At 49.1% G+C, this 18,619-nt stretch carries 17 protein-coding genes; 16 read left to right on the top strand and 1 reads right to left on the bottom strand.

What is annotated here, in order from left to right:
- Positions 1–139: 139 nt before the first annotated feature.
- Both ppdK and HMPREF1534_RS12950 read left to right on the top strand, forming a co-directional pair.
- Entirely contained in the window at positions 140–2,860 is a 2,721-nt protein-coding gene (gene ppdK / locus HMPREF1534_RS12945; protein WP_018452838.1) for a pyruvate, phosphate dikinase, read from the top strand.
- A 223-nt stretch (positions 2,861–3,083) separates the two neighbouring features.
- A complete protein-coding gene (locus HMPREF1534_RS12950) occupies positions 3,084–4,580 on the top strand; it encodes a tyrosine-type recombinase/integrase (protein WP_005938473.1) in 1,497 nt (498 codons plus the stop codon).
- Between the two features lie 214 nt (positions 4,581–4,794).
- Here HMPREF1534_RS12950 and HMPREF1534_RS12955 read toward each other — a convergent pair whose 3' ends face one another.
- Complete coding sequence (locus tag HMPREF1534_RS12955; protein ID WP_005938468.1) at positions 4,795–5,001, bottom strand: hypothetical protein; 207 nt, start codon at positions 4,999–5,001, stop codon at positions 4,795–4,797.
- A 1,061-nt stretch (positions 5,002–6,062) separates the two neighbouring features.
- Here HMPREF1534_RS12955 and HMPREF1534_RS12960 point away from each other — a divergent pair.
- From HMPREF1534_RS12960 to traK, 14 genes are all read left to right on the top strand, one after another.
- Positions 6,063–6,452: a hypothetical protein gene (locus HMPREF1534_RS12960; RefSeq protein WP_005938465.1), complete on the top strand. Its 390-nt coding sequence runs from the start codon at positions 6,063–6,065 to the stop codon at positions 6,450–6,452.
- A 126-nt stretch (positions 6,453–6,578) separates the two neighbouring features.
- On the top strand, positions 6,579–8,174 hold the full coding sequence (locus HMPREF1534_RS12965; protein WP_005938462.1) for a relaxase/mobilization nuclease domain-containing protein: 1,596 nt from the start codon (positions 6,579–6,581) through the stop codon (positions 8,172–8,174).
- Between the two features lie 232 nt (positions 8,175–8,406).
- The gene (locus HMPREF1534_RS12970; protein WP_005938460.1) at positions 8,407–9,261 is read left to right on the top strand and encodes a ParA family protein; all 855 of its coding nucleotides are present in this window, start codon (positions 8,407–8,409) and stop codon (positions 9,259–9,261) included.
- Positions 9,262–9,281: 20 nt separating this feature from the next.
- Positions 9,282–9,719, top strand: a complete 438-nt coding sequence (locus HMPREF1534_RS12975) for a hypothetical protein (protein ID WP_005938457.1) — start codon at positions 9,282–9,284, stop codon at positions 9,717–9,719.
- Positions 9,700–10,296, top strand: coding sequence for a hypothetical protein (locus HMPREF1534_RS12980; RefSeq protein ID WP_005938454.1), 597 nt, complete (start codon positions 9,700–9,702; stop codon positions 10,294–10,296). The genes HMPREF1534_RS12975 and HMPREF1534_RS12980 overlap by 20 nt, the downstream gene beginning before the upstream one ends.
- A 10-nt stretch (positions 10,297–10,306) precedes the next feature.
- On the top strand, positions 10,307–10,990 hold the full coding sequence (locus HMPREF1534_RS12985; protein WP_005938452.1) for a hypothetical protein: 684 nt from the start codon (positions 10,307–10,309) through the stop codon (positions 10,988–10,990).
- Between the two features lie 213 nt (positions 10,991–11,203).
- Positions 11,204–11,515: a DUF4134 domain-containing protein gene (locus HMPREF1534_RS12990; protein ID WP_050560719.1), complete on the top strand. Its 312-nt coding sequence runs from the start codon at positions 11,204–11,206 to the stop codon at positions 11,513–11,515.
- A 29-nt stretch (positions 11,516–11,544) separates the two neighbouring features.
- The gene (locus tag HMPREF1534_RS12995) at positions 11,545–11,835 is read left to right on the top strand and encodes a hypothetical protein (RefSeq protein WP_005938448.1); all 291 of its coding nucleotides are present in this window, start codon (positions 11,545–11,547) and stop codon (positions 11,833–11,835) included.
- Positions 11,836–11,851: 16 nt separating this feature from the next.
- The gene (locus HMPREF1534_RS13000) at positions 11,852–14,692 is read left to right on the top strand and encodes a TraG family conjugative transposon ATPase (RefSeq protein WP_005938446.1); all 2,841 of its coding nucleotides are present in this window, start codon (positions 11,852–11,854) and stop codon (positions 14,690–14,692) included.
- Positions 14,680–15,417 (top strand): hypothetical protein, encoded by a 738-nt coding sequence (locus HMPREF1534_RS13005; protein ID WP_005938444.1) that lies wholly within the window; start codon positions 14,680–14,682, stop codon positions 15,415–15,417. Before HMPREF1534_RS13000 ends, HMPREF1534_RS13005 begins: the two co-directional genes overlap by 13 nt.
- A 14-nt stretch (positions 15,418–15,431) precedes the next feature.
- Positions 15,432–16,130: a hypothetical protein gene (locus HMPREF1534_RS13010; RefSeq protein ID WP_005938442.1), complete on the top strand. Its 699-nt coding sequence runs from the start codon at positions 15,432–15,434 to the stop codon at positions 16,128–16,130.
- Positions 16,131–16,158: 28 nt separating this feature from the next.
- Complete coding sequence (locus HMPREF1534_RS13015) at positions 16,159–16,806, top strand: DUF5045 domain-containing protein (protein WP_372588037.1); 648 nt, start codon at positions 16,159–16,161, stop codon at positions 16,804–16,806.
- A gap of 31 nt (positions 16,807–16,837) precedes the next feature.
- Entirely contained in the window at positions 16,838–17,986 is a 1,149-nt protein-coding gene (locus HMPREF1534_RS13020) for a hypothetical protein (RefSeq protein ID WP_005938439.1), read from the top strand.
- An 18-nt stretch (positions 17,987–18,004) separates the two neighbouring features.
- On the top strand, positions 18,005–18,601 hold the full coding sequence (gene traK, locus HMPREF1534_RS13025) for a conjugative transposon protein TraK (RefSeq protein ID WP_005938437.1): 597 nt from the start codon (positions 18,005–18,007) through the stop codon (positions 18,599–18,601).
- The last annotated feature ends 18 nt before the right edge of the window (positions 18,602–18,619 follow it).

Raw genomic sequence — 18,619 nt, 5'->3', positions numbered from 1 at the left:
AAAACGAAATATATTAAAATTGCAAAGTAGAAATTGCAATTTCTGCTGTTTTTTTTCATTAATTCGTTTGGAAATAAATAAAATATGTATAGTTTTGCGATTACAATTTTTGAACGAGTTAACTTTAAATACATTATTTATGGAGAAAAAAAGAGTTTATACCTTCGGAAACGGAAAAGCAGAAGGTAAAGCAGACATGAGAGAACTGCTTGGTGGAAAAGGTGCTAACCTGGCTGAAATGAATCTGATCGGTGTACCCGTTCCTCCGGGTTTCACAATCACTACCGAAGTATGTACAGAATATTATGATTTAGGAAAAGATAAAGTCGTAGAACTACTCAGAGAAGATGTTGAAAAAGCTATCGCCAACATTGAGAACCTGATGAATTCTAAATTTGGTGATGTAGAGAATCCCTTATTGGTTTCTGTACGTTCCGGTGCTCGCGCTTCTATGCCGGGTATGATGGACACTATTCTGAATCTGGGTTTAAACGATGAAGTAGTAGAAGGGTTAACCCGTAAGACCGGTCGTCCCCGTTTTGCATGGGACTCTTATCGTCGTTTTGTCCAAATGTATGGTGATGTGGTTTTAGGTATGAAGCCCGTAAATAAAGATGACATTGACCCATTTGAAGCTATTATCGAAGAAGTAAAAGAAGCCAAAGGTGTAAAACTGGATAACGAATTGGAAGTAGAAGACCTGAAAGAGTTGGTAAAACGTTTTAAAGCAGCTGTTAAGGAACAAACCGGCCAAGACTTTCCGACTAGTGCTTACGAACAACTTTGGGGTGCTGTCTGTGCTGTATTCCGCAGCTGGATGAATGAACGAGCTATTCTTTACCGCAAAATGGAAGGTATTCCTGCAGAATGGGGTACTGCAGTAACCGTTCAGGCAATGGTGTTCGGTAATATGGGAGACACTTCTGCAACAGGTGTATGTTTCTCTCGCGATGCCGGTAACGGTGAAGATCTGTTCAATGGTGAATATTTAATTAACGCCCAAGGTGAAGACGTGGTTGCCGGTATCCGTACTCCGCAGCAGATTACCAAAATCGGTTCTCAGCGTTGGGCCGAGCGTGCCGGTATCTCTGAAGAAGAACGTGTAGCCAAATATCCTTCCATGGAAGAGGCTATGCCGGAAATCTATAAAGAGTTGGATGCGCTTCAGACTAAATTGGAAGACCACTACCGTGATATGCAAGACATGGAATTTACTGTACAAGAAGGAAAATTGTGGTTCTTGCAGACTCGTAACGGTAAACGTACCGGTGCCGCTATGGTAAAAATTGCCATGGATTTGTTGCGTCAGGGAATGATTGATGAAAAGACAGCGTTGAAACGTTGTGAGCCTAATAAATTGGATGAACTACTTCATCCCGTATTCGATAAACAGGCGTTAAAAGAAGCCAAAGTATTGACTCGAGGCTTGCCCGCTTCTCCGGGTGCAGCTACCGGTCAGGTTGTATTCTTTGCCGAAGATGCTGCTAAATGGGCAGCAGATGGTAAGAAAGTGGTCATGGTACGAATCGAAACCTCTCCTGAAGACTTGGCAGGTATGGCTGTAGCACAAGGTATTTTGACTGCACGTGGCGGTATGACATCTCACGCAGCCGTTGTAGCCCGTGGTATGGGAAAATGCTGTGTATCCGGTGCAGGAGCTATCAATGTAGACTACAAGAACCGTACTGTAGAAATAGAAGGTATCGTACTGAAGGAGGGTGATTTCATCTCTTTGAACGGTACTACCGGTGAAGTATATAAAGGTAAAGTAGAAACCAAAGCAGCAGAAGTGTCCGGTGACTTTGCCGCACTGATGGATCTTTGCAACAAATATACCAAATTAGTTGTCCGTACTAACGCCGATACTCCGCATGATGCAGAAGTGGCCCGCAGTTTTGGTGCATGCGGTATCGGTCTTTGTCGTACAGAACACATGTTCTTTGATGCAGAGAAGATTGTTGCCATGCGTGAAATGATTCTGGCTCCCGACGAAGCAGGACGCAGAAAAGCATTGGCAAAACTTCTCCCCTATCAGAAAGCTGACTTTAAGGGTATCTTCAAGGCTATGGACGGATGTCCGGTGAATGTTCGTTTGCTCGATCCTCCTTTGCATGAATTTGTTCCCCACGATTTGAAGGGACAGGAAGAGATGGCTCAGGCTATGGGAGTAACTGTACAGGAAATTCAGAAGCGTGTAGAAAGCTTATGTGAACACAACCCGATGTTGGGACACCGTGGTTGCCGTTTGGGTAACACCTATCCGTGTATCACAGAAATGCAGACTCAGGCTATTTTGGGTGCTGCCATCGAACTGAAAAGAGAAGGTTACGACCCGCATCCCGAAATCATGGTTCCGCTGACCGGTATTCTGTATGAGTTTGAAGCTCAGGAAAAAGTGATTCGTGACGCTGCTGCCGAGTTGTTTGAAAGAGAAGGAATGGAAATTCCGTTCAAGGTAGGTACCATGATTGAGATTCCTCGTGCCGCACTGACAGCCAACCGCATTGCCAGCCGTGCAGAATACTTCTCATTTGGTACAAATGACCTTACCCAAATGACTTTCGGTTACTCTCGTGATGACATCGCTTCATTCTTACCGGTATATCTTGAAAAGAAGATTCTGAAAGTAGACCCATTCCAGGTACTTGACCAAAACGGTGTAGGCCAACTTATTGAAATGGCTGTGGATAAAGGCCGTTCTGTTCGTCCCGACTTGAAATGCGGTATCTGCGGTGAACACGGAGGTGAACCTTCATCTGTTAAGTTCTGCCACAAAGTCGGTTTGAATTATGTATCATGTTCTCCGTTCCGCGTGCCTATTGCCAGATTAGCGGCGGCGCAGGCTGCTGTTGAGGAATAATTCCTAGATAGAATTATCATATTATAGCATTATCAGGCTGTAATTACCGGTTTTTCGGTGGTTACAGCCTGTTTTGCGCTTGGACGGTTCGTGCATTTGACCGCACTATTCGAGCCAAATGAACAGAAATGTTTGCTCTATGTTTACCCCGAAAAGCACCATGTTTTCCACTGTTTACCCCGGATAATTCTGATGTTTTTTAATATGTAAATTCAAATCGATTATGACGACATTAAAAGTAACCGTAAAGAGACCGAAGAGTGATGGACTTTATACAGTCTATATTCGAGTGACGCATGCGCGTAAGTCCGTTTACATAAATACCAATAAGGTAGTGGACGCAGCGCATATTTCCGACAGTGGTGAACCGACAGACCCGGTGGTAAAAGAACATTGTTCACGATTGGTCCGTGAGTATATGGATCGGTTGAACCGTGTGGACACAACCGCCTGGGACGTGAAGGAAGTGCTGGAGTATTTGCAAGAGACCAATCAAGATGTCTGCTTCAGCGAATATGCCCGGGAGTTTATCCGGAAGATGGCCAATGACGGGCATGAGCGTAATGCCAAGAACTACAAGCTGGCAGTAAACCATCTGGAACGCTTTGTGGGGTCTAACAAAGTTATGTTTAGCTACCTAACCTCTGCTGTTCTAACCCATTGGTTGGAGTATCTGTCCAAAACCAACCGGGCAAAGGAAATGTACCCCACCTGTGTCCGGCAGATTTTCAAGAAGGCTCTGGTCGAGTTCAATGATGACGAACGGGGTATCTGCCGCATCAAGTTCAACCCGTGGCTGAAGGTACAGATACCGAAGTCTGATACCACGACGAAGATTGCCATCAGTGCAGAAGCCTGCCGTGAGTTCTTCAACCGCCCCTTGCCCAAGACCAAGATGCTGGCTTCTACTCCCGAACTGGGAAGAGATGTGGCACTTCTTTCCTTGTGTCTGGGTGGCATCAATACAGTGGACCTCTACTTGATGAAGAAGACCGACTATCGGGATGGCATCATCTGCTACAAACGAGCCAAGACCCGTCACAGCCGCAAAGATGAAGCCTACATCGAAATGCGGGTGGAACCCTTCATTCAGGCTACCTTTGACAAATACCTTTCTACCGATGAAAACGATGAATACCTTTTCGTATTTCACAGCCGTTTCACGGATTCCGACAGCTTCAATGCAGGTGTAAACATCGGTATCAGAAGAATTTGTACGGACATGGGAATGAAGAAGGAAGACTTCTACCATTTCTATACCTTCCGTCACACTTGGGCGACCATCGCACAGAATGACTGTGATGCCAATCTGTATGAAGTGGCCTTCGGTATGAACCATAGCCATGGTATGAATGTGACTCGTGGTTATGTGAAGATAGACTTCTCACCTGCCTGGAGGCTGAATGCCAAGGTAATAGACTTCATCTTCTTCAGCACCAAGAAGAGTAAGCAGGGAAAGGCAAAGGATCTTGGTGCGCCACAGGACAAGATGTTCCGCATTTCACCCAAGATGATGATCTATGCCCGTGCCTATTTCAAAGGTGAAGTGATTGCTGAGTTGACCGACATCGGGTTCAGCAACGTCGATGAAGTCATTGACAAGCTTGTGCCGATGTTGCGCAAGGACATACCCGACGGCTGTAATGTTCAATTCCGTCTGACGAATTGTGATTCTCAAAAAGAAGCTGTGTATGAACGCAGTAAAGGAAAAGGATTTTAAGTAAGATGTGTTGTTATGTGGAAAGCCATCCATTTCATTGCCTCAAATGAAATGGATGGCTTTTGCGTAGAACTATGTTTGATGGGACTTACCCCTTGGGCTTTTGGTAAGGTTATGTAGCATTTAACCAGAGGGAAAACACTTGTTCCTTCCCCATAAGCCACACTACCCTTTGCGGTTAAGTGCAGCTCGTTTGACCTCCGGCTACCTGGCTTTATTTCGGCGGTGGAGAGGAACGCAGACTGGCAAAGACCAACACGGCGACAAACACCAACAGCTTCCATAGCAGGACAAAGGCATGTTTCAACAGCCACACCGCCAACTGAATCAGATTAATGGCAAGCCACAGACCCAGCTTCAGCACGATGCAGAACACGAACACCACCGGTACCAGATATATGAAGAATAACAGTAAAACCATAACATACATTTTAAGTGATTGACTACCCGTATATAGGGTGTTATCTATACTCAAATATACTAATAATCAACGAGATAAGGAAATTTTCCAGTCTCTTTTTTATGTATTTTGGGTCACTTTTTCACCTGGTTCTCAGGCTGTTTCAACCTCCAAACCAAGGTGCAGACAACAGCGAAACATCGGTAGCATGAACATTCATGCAGTCGTTCTTCCGTCAATGCTTCAAATGCACTTGGTCCAACAAAAAGATAACAAAAAATGTTTGACCACATGTTGGACCAACTTCTTTTCCCTCTCGTTCTTTGACCATCGTTCGCAAGCGCCCAAAATCCTTTTCCCTTGAAGTATGATACATCAGCGCAAGGTACATGACGCGACGGTTTGCCGATGAACATCTATATGCTTTGAGAGTTTCATGAACCAAGAGTTCAAGGGACTTTCAGAATGGGCAAACCCGAACACGCTTGTTTGCCTATACCTATATATAGATTGCTTCGTTCGTTCCAACTTGAGAATATCTGTTCTGATGTCGGAGCCATCAAGCTACGCAGATGGACTGTACCACGGAAACAAAGCTGCAGGTACATCCATTTCTTTGTAAGCAGCATCAATGTAACTTATATTCCGTAGAGCTGATGACCGCTGTCGCAAATTAACCTTGGAGAATGTATCTCACGAATGTCATCCTCTGCTGACCAATCCCCAATGTATGTTGAACCGACAACCCCCGTAACCGGGGTTCCATGGTGCAGACGACCCGCATTTCATAGTACGCGGAAAGCCTGGTAATCAAGTAAGTTGTACAGAAGATTTCTCCAAAGAATGATGTTGTGCATTTTTGTTCTTCGCAAAATTTTGCGGTAATTTGGGTCGAGAAATACCCGGGGAGCCTTCGAACTGCGTTGCATATGGAGCCAAGCAAGTTGTACCCTTGTCATTACAAAACAAGTTTTGTCCTCACAAGGGTCACTTGCCGACTGCCGTGCAGCGGAGCGATGTGCATCGCTGTTTCGCTTCGCGAAAGAGGTGTCCGGGAATCCGAACAACTAAAGTCAAGGCATATGAAGAACCAGCGTACCAAAGTATTTCAGTTACGGCTTACCTCCGATGAACTGTTGAATCTGAAGGAAAAAGCCGTTCCTTACCAGTCTGTGAGCAACTATATCCGGCAGGCCGTGCAGGAATTTACCCATGTGGATGTCAGACAGCAGATTGAGATGATGCAGGACTTGCGAGCATTTTACCGGAAGTTCCAGAACGAATTGTCCTGGGCAGGCAGTAACTTGAATCAGTCGGTCAAGCGGGCCAACGAACTGGCGGTCGCCGGACTGCTGGCACCCAGTTATGTGTATGAGGTCCTGCTTCCTTCGATTCAGGATATGCAGGACACCTTGAACAAGCTGAAGGAGGATCTTGAATTGCTGCACCGAAACTCACGGCTGATGCGGTAAGCACATTCACCATTCAGCGATATGGCATACCTGGAACCTTGGAGCCTCCCGATTGGGCATCCGAGGTTTCGTGTTTTTTAGCCCCCAATTCCTTGTTTCACGAATCACCCAACAAATGAACATACCATGATAGCAACCATCCTTCCCGGAAGCGCCGACTTCCATGCCGTCGGCTACAACGAACACAAGGTCTTTAAAGGAGTGGCCACCCTGCTGGAGATGCGGAACTTCGGTGGACTGGACGCTTCGGAACATCCGACCGCCAAACAGCTGGTGCAGTTCCTCCAGCTCTATAGTTCCCAGAACAGCCGGATTCAGAAACCTCAGTTCCATGTAGCCATCTCCTGCAAGGGCCACGAGATGACGGAACAGCAGTTACTTGATTTCGCGCACCAGTATCTGCAGGAAATGGGGTATGCCGAATCCGGACAACCCTGGCTCATCTATGCGCATCACGATACAGACAACACTCACTTGCACATTGTGACTTCGAGAGTGGCGCCCGACGGTCGCAAGATACAGCACGACCATGAACGCAGGCGCTCGCAGGTGGTTATTGACAAGATACTTGGAACCGACAGAACACAAAAGACAGAGAAAGACATCGAGGCCGCCAAGCAGTACAGTTTCTCCTCCTTTGCCCAGTTCAAGGCCGTGATGGGAACCATGGGCTATGAAGTTTTCCAGAAAGACGGGAACGTCTTCGTCAAGCAAGGCGGCCGAATCCAAAAGAAACTCCCCCTGACAGAGATTGAAGTTCTATATAAGAAAGGTTATCAGGACAAGGCACGCAATCGCCAGCTGAGAGCCTGCCTGAAGAAATACCGGGATGTATGCGCCAATAAGGAAGAACTGCAGAAGGAAATGAAGAAGAATTTCGGCGTGGATGTGGTCTTCTTCGGCAAGAAAGACAAACCCTACGGCTACATGCTGATTGACCATGCCAACAAGACCGTCATTCATGGTGCCCGGGTTCTAGCCGTAGAAGAACTCCTCGACTTTGCTACTCCCGAACAACGCTTTGATCGGATTGAAGCCTACATTGGCCAGTTACTCCAGCTGAACCCCAAGATAACCCAGGGAGAAATCTTCCAGAAACTCAAGAAACAGCATGCCTATATAAAGAAAGGTGTCATCTTCTACGACGGCCAGTCCCGACCTCTTCCGGAAGAAATGGCAGCAGCCATCAACCGCAACAACCGCATCAGCTTCATCGAGAAGTTCCGTCCGCAGAATGAAGCCGAAGTGGAACTGCTGTGCAAGGCTTTCAAGGTGGACCGCCCGGATATGGTAAGCATCTCCACGGAGCGTCCTCCCAAGTATGCCGATTCCGTCAGCCGCCTGCATGAAATCTTCAGTGATTCCGAAGTGAAGTCCCCCCGCAGCGCCATGTACCAGGAAGGCTTCATCATCCGTCAGGTCGATGATACCTACTATGCCATCAACTTCAAGGAACATATCCTGATCAACCTGAATGAAGAAGGCTTCGATGTGGAACGGGTGAAGAAGAAATCCAAGAAGCCAAAGCGCCAGGGAGTGCCGTTCAAGAAGTCCAAGAAGAAGACGCTCAATCCAGTCAAGAGTTTGCAGCGGAAGTCGCATCAAGGACTGGGCAAACTCCGGAAAGAAGGTGTCGGCAGCCACAGCGCCAACCGTGAATGGGAAGTCGGCAAGAAGACCAACTACGACGAAGTGGACAACGGCCACTCCATGAAATGGTAAATGAATGATGGACAGATGATTGAATATTGTTTGATTGAAGGAAATCTTCGCATTTTCAGTTTCATGGGACTACCTTCTGTAATCTTTTCGGGCATATAGACAGAAAAACTCCGGTAAAACAGCTCAAAATACAAAAGTTTGCCCGATTCCCTGCACACTGATGTTGTGCATTTAGGTTATCAATATCCTGGAATTTATTTTTGCTTCCGATTTAATTCAGACGAAAAACAACATGATACAGACACCTGTCATAGTAACCTTTGCCAACCAGAAGGGAGGTGTCGGAAAAACCTCCCTTTGCGTAACCTTCGCCAATTACCTGGTGACGAAAGGCGTCCGTGTGGTCGTTATCGACTGCGACTTCCAGCACTCCATCATGAAGTGCCGCAAGTCAGACATCAAGCGCTACGGAGAAGAACTCATCCCCTATGAAGTATGGTCCTACGAAGTCAACGACAACAATGCCATGACCTCGCTGGTCGAGAAACTCCATAACGACCCGGAGATAGACGTGGCGCTGATGGACTCACCGGGCAGCCTGATGGCCAACGGACTGGTGCCGATGTTTGTCAACTCCGACATCATCGTTGTGCCTTTTCACTATGACCTGGTAACGGTTCCCTCCACCGCCAGCTTCCTGATGTTTTTGGATCGGCTCCGTAAAATGGTCGGTGCAAAGATGAAAGCCCGGCTCTTCATTGTACCCAATCAGCATGATCTCCGTGTGGGCAGGCGCTCGGAACTCCTCCTTTGGGACAACACCCGGGAAACCTTTTCCAACTACGGGTATGTCACCGCCAAGATTCCCAAACGGGCAGACATGGAAAGGTTCAGTACCATTGCAGGTCTGGATATGGCCTTGCCGATAGCAGCCCAAGTTTTTGACAAGCTGTATTCCTGCATCTTCGACACCCTGGACCCTCTGCGGGAAGTGGAACTCTCCGGCATCCAGCTCACGGAAAACCTCTATCCCAAGAGCGGAAAGAAAAAGTATCAGGCCGCCGCCACATCCATCGCCCTGTCCGAGGACGCAGCAGAAGATGAAAGTGAAGCAGCAGAGCCAGACGATAATCAACTCAATCAGTAACCATCAAAATAGCATTGCGTATGAAAAATGACATTCCGGCATTGGATGACCTTATGCAAGGCATCAATGACCCCGACATCATTCTGGCAGACGAATCGCCCGATATGTTGGAACCCACACCCCAATCTCACAAGGAGGAAACAACGGAAGAGAACACCGAAGCAGTCCTTTCTCCTCAGGTTGAACAGGAAAGATACTGGAACGACTTCCTGAAACATCTGGAAGCCTCCGATGAACAGAACGACAAGAGCGAAAGGCTGGTCTGCAGGCTGGACCGCGACCTGGCAGACTCACTCGACGACTGTGTCATCTACAACCGTAGCCGCTCCGACATGGTCAATGCCATCGTCCGCTCCTTCTTCGATGCCTACCTGCCGCAGCTGGCCCAGTTTCGCAGGGAAAAGAAATCATTGTTTACCAACTTCAATCAGCAAGCCTATGAGAAAGAGAAGAACTAACTGGACCGAACAGAAAATAGCCCTGCTCGTCCAGCTGTATCCCATCGAAACCACACCCCACACGGCACAGGTGCTGGATATGAGCGAACGCTCCGTGAAGATGAAGGCACGTCAGCTGGGGCTCAAGAAGATGGAAAAAACCCGTTGGCTCGAACGTGCAGACTACATACGCAACCACTTCGGGCACCGCTCCTTTGCCGAAATCGGAAAGGATCTCGGTGTGTCCAGAGAATATGTGCGGAGAATTGCCGCCAATATGGGCTTGAAGCGTACCCCATCGGAAGACTTCAACCTCTTTTCAAGGATTCACACCGACATCATGCGTCGGGAAAGACGCAGGGTCATCTTTGGGCTGAGTCCCATCACCCGCATTAAGGTTGTGTCCAACCGGGCCCGAGTCCGCCTCCGTTCCTGGCTCAGGTCACAGGGCTATGTGGCCGGAGAGGAATACGGCATACTCTACTATCCCGATCATATCCGTCGAATCAAGGAATCGGAAATGAGAGGCGCCAAACTGGGATTCCGTTTCCTGCCTTTTCCGGTCGAAGCCACGGTGGTATTGTCTAACCTGCTATAAAGAATCAATCATGACCTATGGACAAATAATCTCGATCCTCTTTGTGGCGCTGTTATGCTACTATGCCTTCTTGATTGTGATGGACATCCAGCGAGCCAAGGCAGCGGAAGCGGCAGAACAAGATAACCATGTAGAGGAGGATATAGACATATCGGACGAAGCCCAGTCTTTCCGACCTCACAAGGTGAGTCGGGAGGAACCGAAGAAAGAAGAGGAAAAGAAAGAAGATTCTCCAAGCGAGAATGCTTCTGAAAACAGTCAGCATGACGATGCTTCTCCAACTCAATCGGATGCCGATACTTCACAGGAATGGAAAGAAGAAACCGAAGATGAACAAGAGGAATCAGACAATTCTGAAGATGTGTACAATGAAATTGAATCTGGTACTACAACTCCTTCACAGGCAACTGAATCGGATAACGAACAGGAAGCAGCTTCTTCCCAATCTTCTGATGATGAAACGACCGAGGGAACTGCTGAAGAAGAATCTGAAAAACCTTCTGGCGAACAAGCATCCGAAGAAAGTACCGATGACGACCAACCCTACCGCTCACCGACCTATCGAGAAGCCATCCTGACAGACGGCATTTTGGTGGATGACATCTTCAAAGCCATCGACCAGTTGGCCGAAACCGGTGAATGTGACCTGGGTACCATTATCTATCACTGCGAAAGCATGCGATATGCCGGGTAATACACCCGATACTACTTGGACGAAAGTCCACCGTTCCTTTAGCGACCTCTGATACTTGAATGACCTCTGTTTCTTTGGCGACCTCTGTTCCTTTGGCGATGAAATCCATTATCAAAGAAATATACAATGAAACAACTCAATCAACTCGTATGCGGAAACGAAAGCATCTTCCGCTCTATCCAGCGTTCTTCTGAAAAAGCAGTCAACCGCCTTATGGCCTGCAGTGTGGTACAGAAATGCCTCATGTTCATCTTTGCCCTTACGGTATCGGTCGGTGAAGCGATGGCAGGCAGCAAGGGAGCCGCAGGCTTTACCAAAGCCACCCAGGAAGTGAGTTCCTACCAGACTCCGGTGTCAAACTTGATGAAAGCGATTGCAGCCGTTATAGTTTTAGTAGGAGCTTTTAACGTTTATTTTAAGATGCAGAACGGCGACCAGGATGTCAAGAAAACTATCATGCTGACCATTGGCGGATGTATTGCATTTATCGCTCTTTCTGAGGCTCTTCCGCTCTTCTTTAAGTAATCCAATCTGTCAACATTCTATCCAGAATTATGACGATGAATCAGGAGGGTTATCCCGTTTTCAAAGGCTTGCAGAAACCGCTGGAGTTCATGGGCATACGCGGTCGTTTCCTGACTTTGGCAGCAGCGGCCATCGGTGTGTCATTCGTGGGTTTTATCGGTTTCTCCATCGCTTTGGGAAAGCTTGCCGGGTTCATCGCCATGCTGGTGATGGCAGTGGTCGGATTGGTCACCATTTACGTCAAGCAGCGTGGCGGTCTCCACAACAAACGGCGGGCAAAGGGTATCCATGTTTACAAGAATCTGAGACGTAACTCGTAAAATAAAATGAATGATTATGGCACGTACCAAGAAAAGAATATTTGACGGCCTTTATGCGCAGCTGGAGGAAACGGACGGCAATGTCGTCCTTTTTTCAGCCAAGGGGGAACCGTCGGTTATTTTCGAGATAATCAATCCCGTGCAGCAGCTTTGTACCGATGCGGAGCAGTACATGCTCTTTCAGGATGTGCTCTCCAATGTGGTACAGACGCTCGGCGAGGGTTATGCCCTGCAAAAACAGGACGTGCTCTGCAAGCAGTCCTACCACCATGAGGTGCCGGAGGATGCAGAGTTCCTAACCAAAAGCTACTTCCGTTACTTTGAGGGAAGAGAATTTACGGAGATACGTACCTACCTTATCCTCACGCAGGAGGCACAGCACAGCCAGTTCGTTCAGTACGACCCGAAGAGATGGCTGGACTTCCATTCCAAGGTTTCCAAAGTGAGCGACATTCTCAAGGAGAAGAATATCAAGCATCGGAAGTTGACCAAGGAAGAGGTGAACGAGTATTGCCACCGCTTCATGGCCTTCCAGTTCCGGCATGGTCCGTTCTCGATGACCAACTTCAAGGCATCAGACGAGTATCTGAAAATCGGCGACCGGGTAGTCCGTTCTTATCCGCTGGTGGATATAGACGAGATTAACCTGCCTTCGCTGGTGAAGCCCTATACTCAGATGAACATCAACGGCTACGGCATCGCTACGGACTTGTTCTCTTTTCTGACGAGTGTGCCCCATGCTGATTGTGTGGTGTTCAACCAGGTGGTACAGATACCGAACCAACGAAAATTGCTGAGAAAACTCCAGGCAAAGGCCAAACGTCACGGCTCCATGCCTGACCCGAGCAACAAGATTGCGAAGGAAGACATTGAGGAAGTGCTGGACCGCCTGGCTGTGGACAGCACGCAGTTGGTTTATTGCAACTTCAACATTCTGGTAAGCTGCCCGGCAGACAAGGTCACCCCGGTCACTTCCTATCTGGAAACCAAGCTGTATGAATGCGGCATCATGCCGTCCCGTACCGCCTACAACCAGTTGGAATTGTTTACCGACAGCTTCCCCGGCAACGGCTATGCCTTCAATCCGGACTATGACCTCTTTTTGACGCTCTCCGATGCCGCTCTGTGCTTCTTTTTCAAGGAACATCTAAAGGGCTCGGAAGATACTCCGCTGACCACATACTACACCGACCGCCAGGGGCTGCCAGTGTGTATTGACATCACAGGGAAAGAGGGTAAGGTGAAGATGACGGATAATGCCAACTTCTTCTGCATCGGACCTTCAGGAAGCGGGAAGTCATTCCACATGAACAGCGTGGTTCGTCAACTATTAGAGCAAAAGACGGATGTGGTTATGGTCGATACGGGTGATTCCTATGAAGGTATCTGTGGTTACTACAAGGGAACCTATATTTCTTACTCGAAGGAGAAGCCCATCTCCATGAATCCTTTCAAGGTAACAAAAGAAGAGTATGACTTGAACTTCGGGGAGAAGAAGAACTTCTTGAAGTCTTTGATATTCCTGATATTCAAGGGTAACGACTTTCCAAGCAAGATTGAGGACATGCTCATCAACCAGACCATCGTGGAATACTACGAAGCCTACTTCCAGCCCTTCACCAAGTTCACCGAAAAGGAACGTGAAGGGTTGAGACAAAAGCTGTTGGTTGCCTCCAAGATGGAAGAAGACTACGACAAGTTCTCCCACAGCATGGAAGACATTGATGCCCAAATCAGAGAAGCCGAAAGGGACAAGCAGGCAGAAAGCAGGGCACTCATGCTTCCGGCAGAAGCCCGGCGACTCAAGCTGCTCCGCCAGTGCCGTTCGCTCTATGCCCTTGCCCAGGATGAAGCTGCCAGCAAAGGGGAAAAGGAACGTGCCCTGCAGATTATCGAGAACTACAAGAAGGAACTCTACAACAACTCCATGCTTATCAAGATAGACAAGCAGATAGACCACATCGAGGAACAGAAACGCAGACTGAAAGTCCGGGAATTGTCCTTCAACTCTTACTATGAGTTTGCATTGGAACGCATTCCGCAAATCGTGGCACAGGAGAAGATTCAGTTCAACATCCGAGACTTCGCTGCCATCCTGAAGCAGTTCTACCGAGGAGGCGAACTGGAGATGACCCTGAACTCCGACCTGGACGTGAACCTCTTCGATGAGCAGTTCATCGTCTTCGAAATCGACAAGATTAAGGATGACCCCGTGCTGTTCCCGATTGTGGTACTCATCATTATGGACGTGTTCCTGCAGAAGATGCGTATCAAGAAAGGACGAAAGGCGCTGATTATTGAGGAAGCGTGGAAGGCAATTGCTTCGCCCACCATGGCAGAATATATAAAATATTTGTACAAAACGGTAAGAAAGTTCCACGGCATAGCAGGTGTCGTTACTCAGGAGTTGAACGATGTGATAGATTCGCCCATCGTGAAGGAAGCCATCATCAACAACTCCGACGTGAAGATACTGCTCGACCAGACCAAGTTCAAGGACCGCTACGAGGACATTGCCGCCATCCTGGGACTGACCCCCATCCAGAGGCAGCAGATATTTACCATCAATGCCCTGAACAACCGGGAAGGACGCAGCTATTTCAAGGAAGTCTGGATATGCCGGGGACAATACTCGGATGTGTACGGTGTGGAGGAAGCACCGGAATGCTACTGGGCTTACACTACCGAACGTACGGAGAAGGAAGCCCTCAAACTCTATCTGGCCCACTACGGAACCATGCAGGAAGCCATCACGCACATAGAGGCAGACCGCAAACGGGACGGCGGGCATAAGTATCTGGAATTTGCCAGAAAAGTCAATCAACATCAAAAAGTCATGTCATTATGGTCAAGTTAAGATTCCTGTTGATGGCGGTACTGATGCTTGCCGCTTCAACGCAAATGTATGCCGGATGGCGCATCGTTGTGGACAAGAACTGCATCAAAATCGTGTCGTCCAACCTTGCCGCCCAGAAACTCATCGAGGAACAGCACAATGCCCGGCTGGACACCATCGCCGCCAAACAGCAGAAGGTGGAACTCTATTCGGTCAGCATGGCCACGATGAAGGAACTCTACAAACTGTCGATGCAGAACATCTCCGGTTTCGGTACGGAGAGCCTGTACTACAAGGAAATCGGCAGCTGTGCCCTCGATATCATCCGGAATGTGCCGGAACTGATAAAGACGGTCAGCAAGGCGAAGTTCACCAACCAGCTCTACTGCCTGACGGAACTCGGAGGGCTGGTGATGGAAACACAGCAGCTGGTGGGCAACTTCGTAAACATCGTGAACAATGCGAGGATTCCCAATCCGCTCAAGGGAGAAGGCACTGCCGAGAAGAAGAGCGACGGCTATAACATGCTCGACCGCTACGAGCGAATGTCACTGGCCAACTCCATCTACACCAATCTGAATGAGATCCGCTACAAGGTGGACGGCATGATGCTCATGGCACAGTATGCCACGCTGAATGACCTCTGCTTTGCCATCGACCCCGAGGGATGGGCCAACGTGATGACCATGCGCAACCAGGTGGACGGACTCGTATCGGACTGGAACGGACTGGTGGCTGCTAACTAAAAGATGAAAAAGCTATGGAACACTGGAAAAAGAAATTGGGCGCAATCTGTTTGATGCTATTCCTTCTGGTGCCGGGTACGGCCACCGCTGTAGTCATACCCAAGGACCTGCCGACCATTGAAGCGCTGATAGCCCTGCACAAGTGCATCAAGAAGGACGAGGACCAGGCACTGGGCAGAGTGGCCACCAGTTTCGGGGAGCAGTCAATGGTCACCAAAGGCGCCAACAAGTTCAACGAAGTGCGGACCGCGCTAAACACCAAGATGAGCAATGCCCATTCGTACCTGGTACTGGCCGGAGCCATTTCCTCCACCGCCAACTCGCTCTACATGCTGGTCAAGGAGTACAAGGACTTTACCTCCAACACTTTCAAGCATGTCAAGAAGAAGCCCTTTGTGGGATGGTATTATGCCGATGCCAACGTGGCGATAGCCCGGGAAGTGAAGCACTGCTACAAGCTCTACGCTTCCGTGGCCGCTTCGGGCATCAACCTGATGAAGGCTTCCATGGACGAGAAGCTGAACCTGGTGATGACGCTCAAAGCCACCATCGACAAGGCCCGTTACATCGTGGACAATGCGAACCTCTACTGCTTTCTCATTACCGACTGCGGCTGGAAGCCCGACTACATCTGGGAAATACTCAACTCCAACGTGAAGGACGAGATAGCAAATCGTGTCATCAATCAATGGAACAAAGGATATGTCAGCTAAAGCAATCATCACAGGCATCATCGCACTGATGCTGATGGGGTGTCCCTATAGCGGACATGCCCAGCGTCCAACCAAGGACAAGGAAAAGGCCCGGCAGTGGCAGTCCATGGAGAACGGTCCATGGGATTTCGCACCGGACTGGTACTACTTCCTGTTGCACAAGAAATACTCGGGCGCGGAAATGTACTGGAAGTGGGCAGGATTTCAATCCGGCTTCCGGGTACGTTTCAAGGAGCACAAATCCAACGTGAAACGCATCATGCCCACCCGGGTAACTGCGGAAGAGACCCAGCGGCAGAAAATCAAGAAGGTGGAGGAAGAGCGGCAGAAGATGGAGGAACTCTATCAGGAGGAACTGCTCCGCGAGGCAGACCGCAACGTGGACCTGATGTTCCCTTCCTACAAGGACGAGTTCAACCGGATGCAGGACTGCATCACCGACGGACTGCTCTACTGCATGCAGAAAAGCAAGGGCAAGCTCCAGTACCAGGTGGACGAACTGAGCCGCCAGAATGAAATCCTCTGTGCCGACATCGCCTACATCCACAAGATGGGAGTCGGCTACGGACTGGAGAATGCCAAGCGGCAGAAGGCTTACGAGGAAGCCCGGCAGAAGATGGAAGAACTGGTCAAACGGACCGCCAACCTCTGCGCGGTGGCTTCCACGCATTATTAAAAGGAATATGTAACGAAAATAGAATGAAAATATGAATCTACTGTTAGTACCATTAACCATCGGATTGCCTGCCATTGACGAGAGTCTGGACAAGCTGCTGGTCGCCATGGAAACCTTTCCCAATGTGGCGGTGCTGGGTGATGCCATCGGACTGGCACGCATCCTCGGCCTGTTGCTGGCGCTCTGTGTAGGCTCCTACGAATGCTGGATGATGATGCTCGGGCGGCGCGGCATGGACGTGATGAAACTCCTGCGCATCATCGGCATTTCCATCTGTATCTCTTCTTCCTCGTGGATCTGTCAGGCCCTGCAGGTTCCCGGCAAAGGACTGGAAACCGCTACCAAGGCCATGGCAAAAGCCAAGAACAAGGAAGTGGCCGCTTTCGAGTTGAAGGTGGCGCAGAAACAGAGTGAATACCTCGACCGGCTGAGAGCCGTACAGGACTCCATTTCCACCGCCCAGCAGGTAGCCGCCATCGGACAGGATGCTGCCTGGTGGGACAAACTCATCTACAACGTGGAGAATCTGGGCAACACCATCAACAACTATGCCCAGCGGGCAGCCGTGGCGGCTGAAACCAAGATGAGCGAATGGATCAACGATGTCATCCGTTTTGTGGGGGAACTGATATTCCAGATGTCCTACTACGGCATTCTGGTGGCGCAGCGCATCTTCATGGCCATCCTGATGATTTTCTGTCCCATCATGTTCGCCCTGTCCCTGGCGCCGCCCTGGAATTCGGCCTGGAGCCAGTGGATGTCGAAGTTCCTTTCCCTCTCGCTGTGGGGCTTCGTCACTTATATGTGTATCTACTACATCGACTTCATTCTGCTCTATAACCTGCAGCAGGACCTCATAGCTTACAACCACCTGCTTCATGGTTCGGTAAACTCCTGGGAACAGATTGGCGCACTGGGACTGCAGGGCATCGGCTCCAACTGCATGTATGCCATGGGAATGCTGGTGGGTGCCTATATCATCCGCTTTGTGCCCGAAGTGGCTTCGTGGCTGATTCCGGGCGGTGTCAGCTCCGGTGCAGGTTCAGCAGCCGGCAGTACCGTGATGGGCATGACAGCGATGGCAGGAGGTATGGCAGGAAGTGTGGTCGGCTCTGCAGCCGGCGGTGCCGCTTCTTTGGTCAGACCGAGCAAATCCAAGAACAGCAACAACAAGAAGTAATCACTCAAACCATTCCCTATGCTTATAGAATCCTTAGCACAGAAAACGAAACTCGCCCTGATGACGGTGCTGGCCACGATAGGTGGCTGCACCCTCATCTGCGGGTTCACCGTCTGGTGCTGCATCTCGCTCGTGACAAAAGAACGGGAGCAGATTTACATACTGGACGGTGACATTCCCTTCCTGGCACAGCGTGCCCAGCTGGAAGCGAACTTCACGATGGAAGCCAAGGCGCATATCCAGCTCTTCCATCAGTATTTCTTTAACCTGCCTCCCGACAACGACTACATCAAGTGGACGGTCGGCAAGGCAATGTATATGGCAGATGGTACTGCCCTCAAGCAGAAGCAGGCATTGGATGAGAACGGATTTTACTCTGATATCATCTCTTCTTCAGCGGTGTGTACCATCATGTGTGACTCCATTCAGTTCGACGAACATGAACGGAAATTTACCTACTACGGAACGCAGCTCATCAAGCGCCGTACTCGGGACCTGAAACGCTCCATGGTCACTACAGGCTACATCGAATCAGTTCCCCGTACCCGGAACAATCCGCACGGTCTGATGATTACGAATTGGAGGACGCTGGAGAACAAAGATTTAGATTACTAACCTATAGAGAATAAGTAC

Origin of the sequence: Phocaeicola massiliensis B84634 = Timone 84634 = DSM 17679 = JCM 13223 (assembly GCF_000382445.1) — a bacterium.
Classification (GTDB): domain Bacteria; phylum Bacteroidota; class Bacteroidia; order Bacteroidales; family Bacteroidaceae; genus Phocaeicola; species Phocaeicola massiliensis.
Note: the sequence above shows the minus strand (reverse complement) of the source record. Positions and strands in the feature narration are given on the sequence as shown.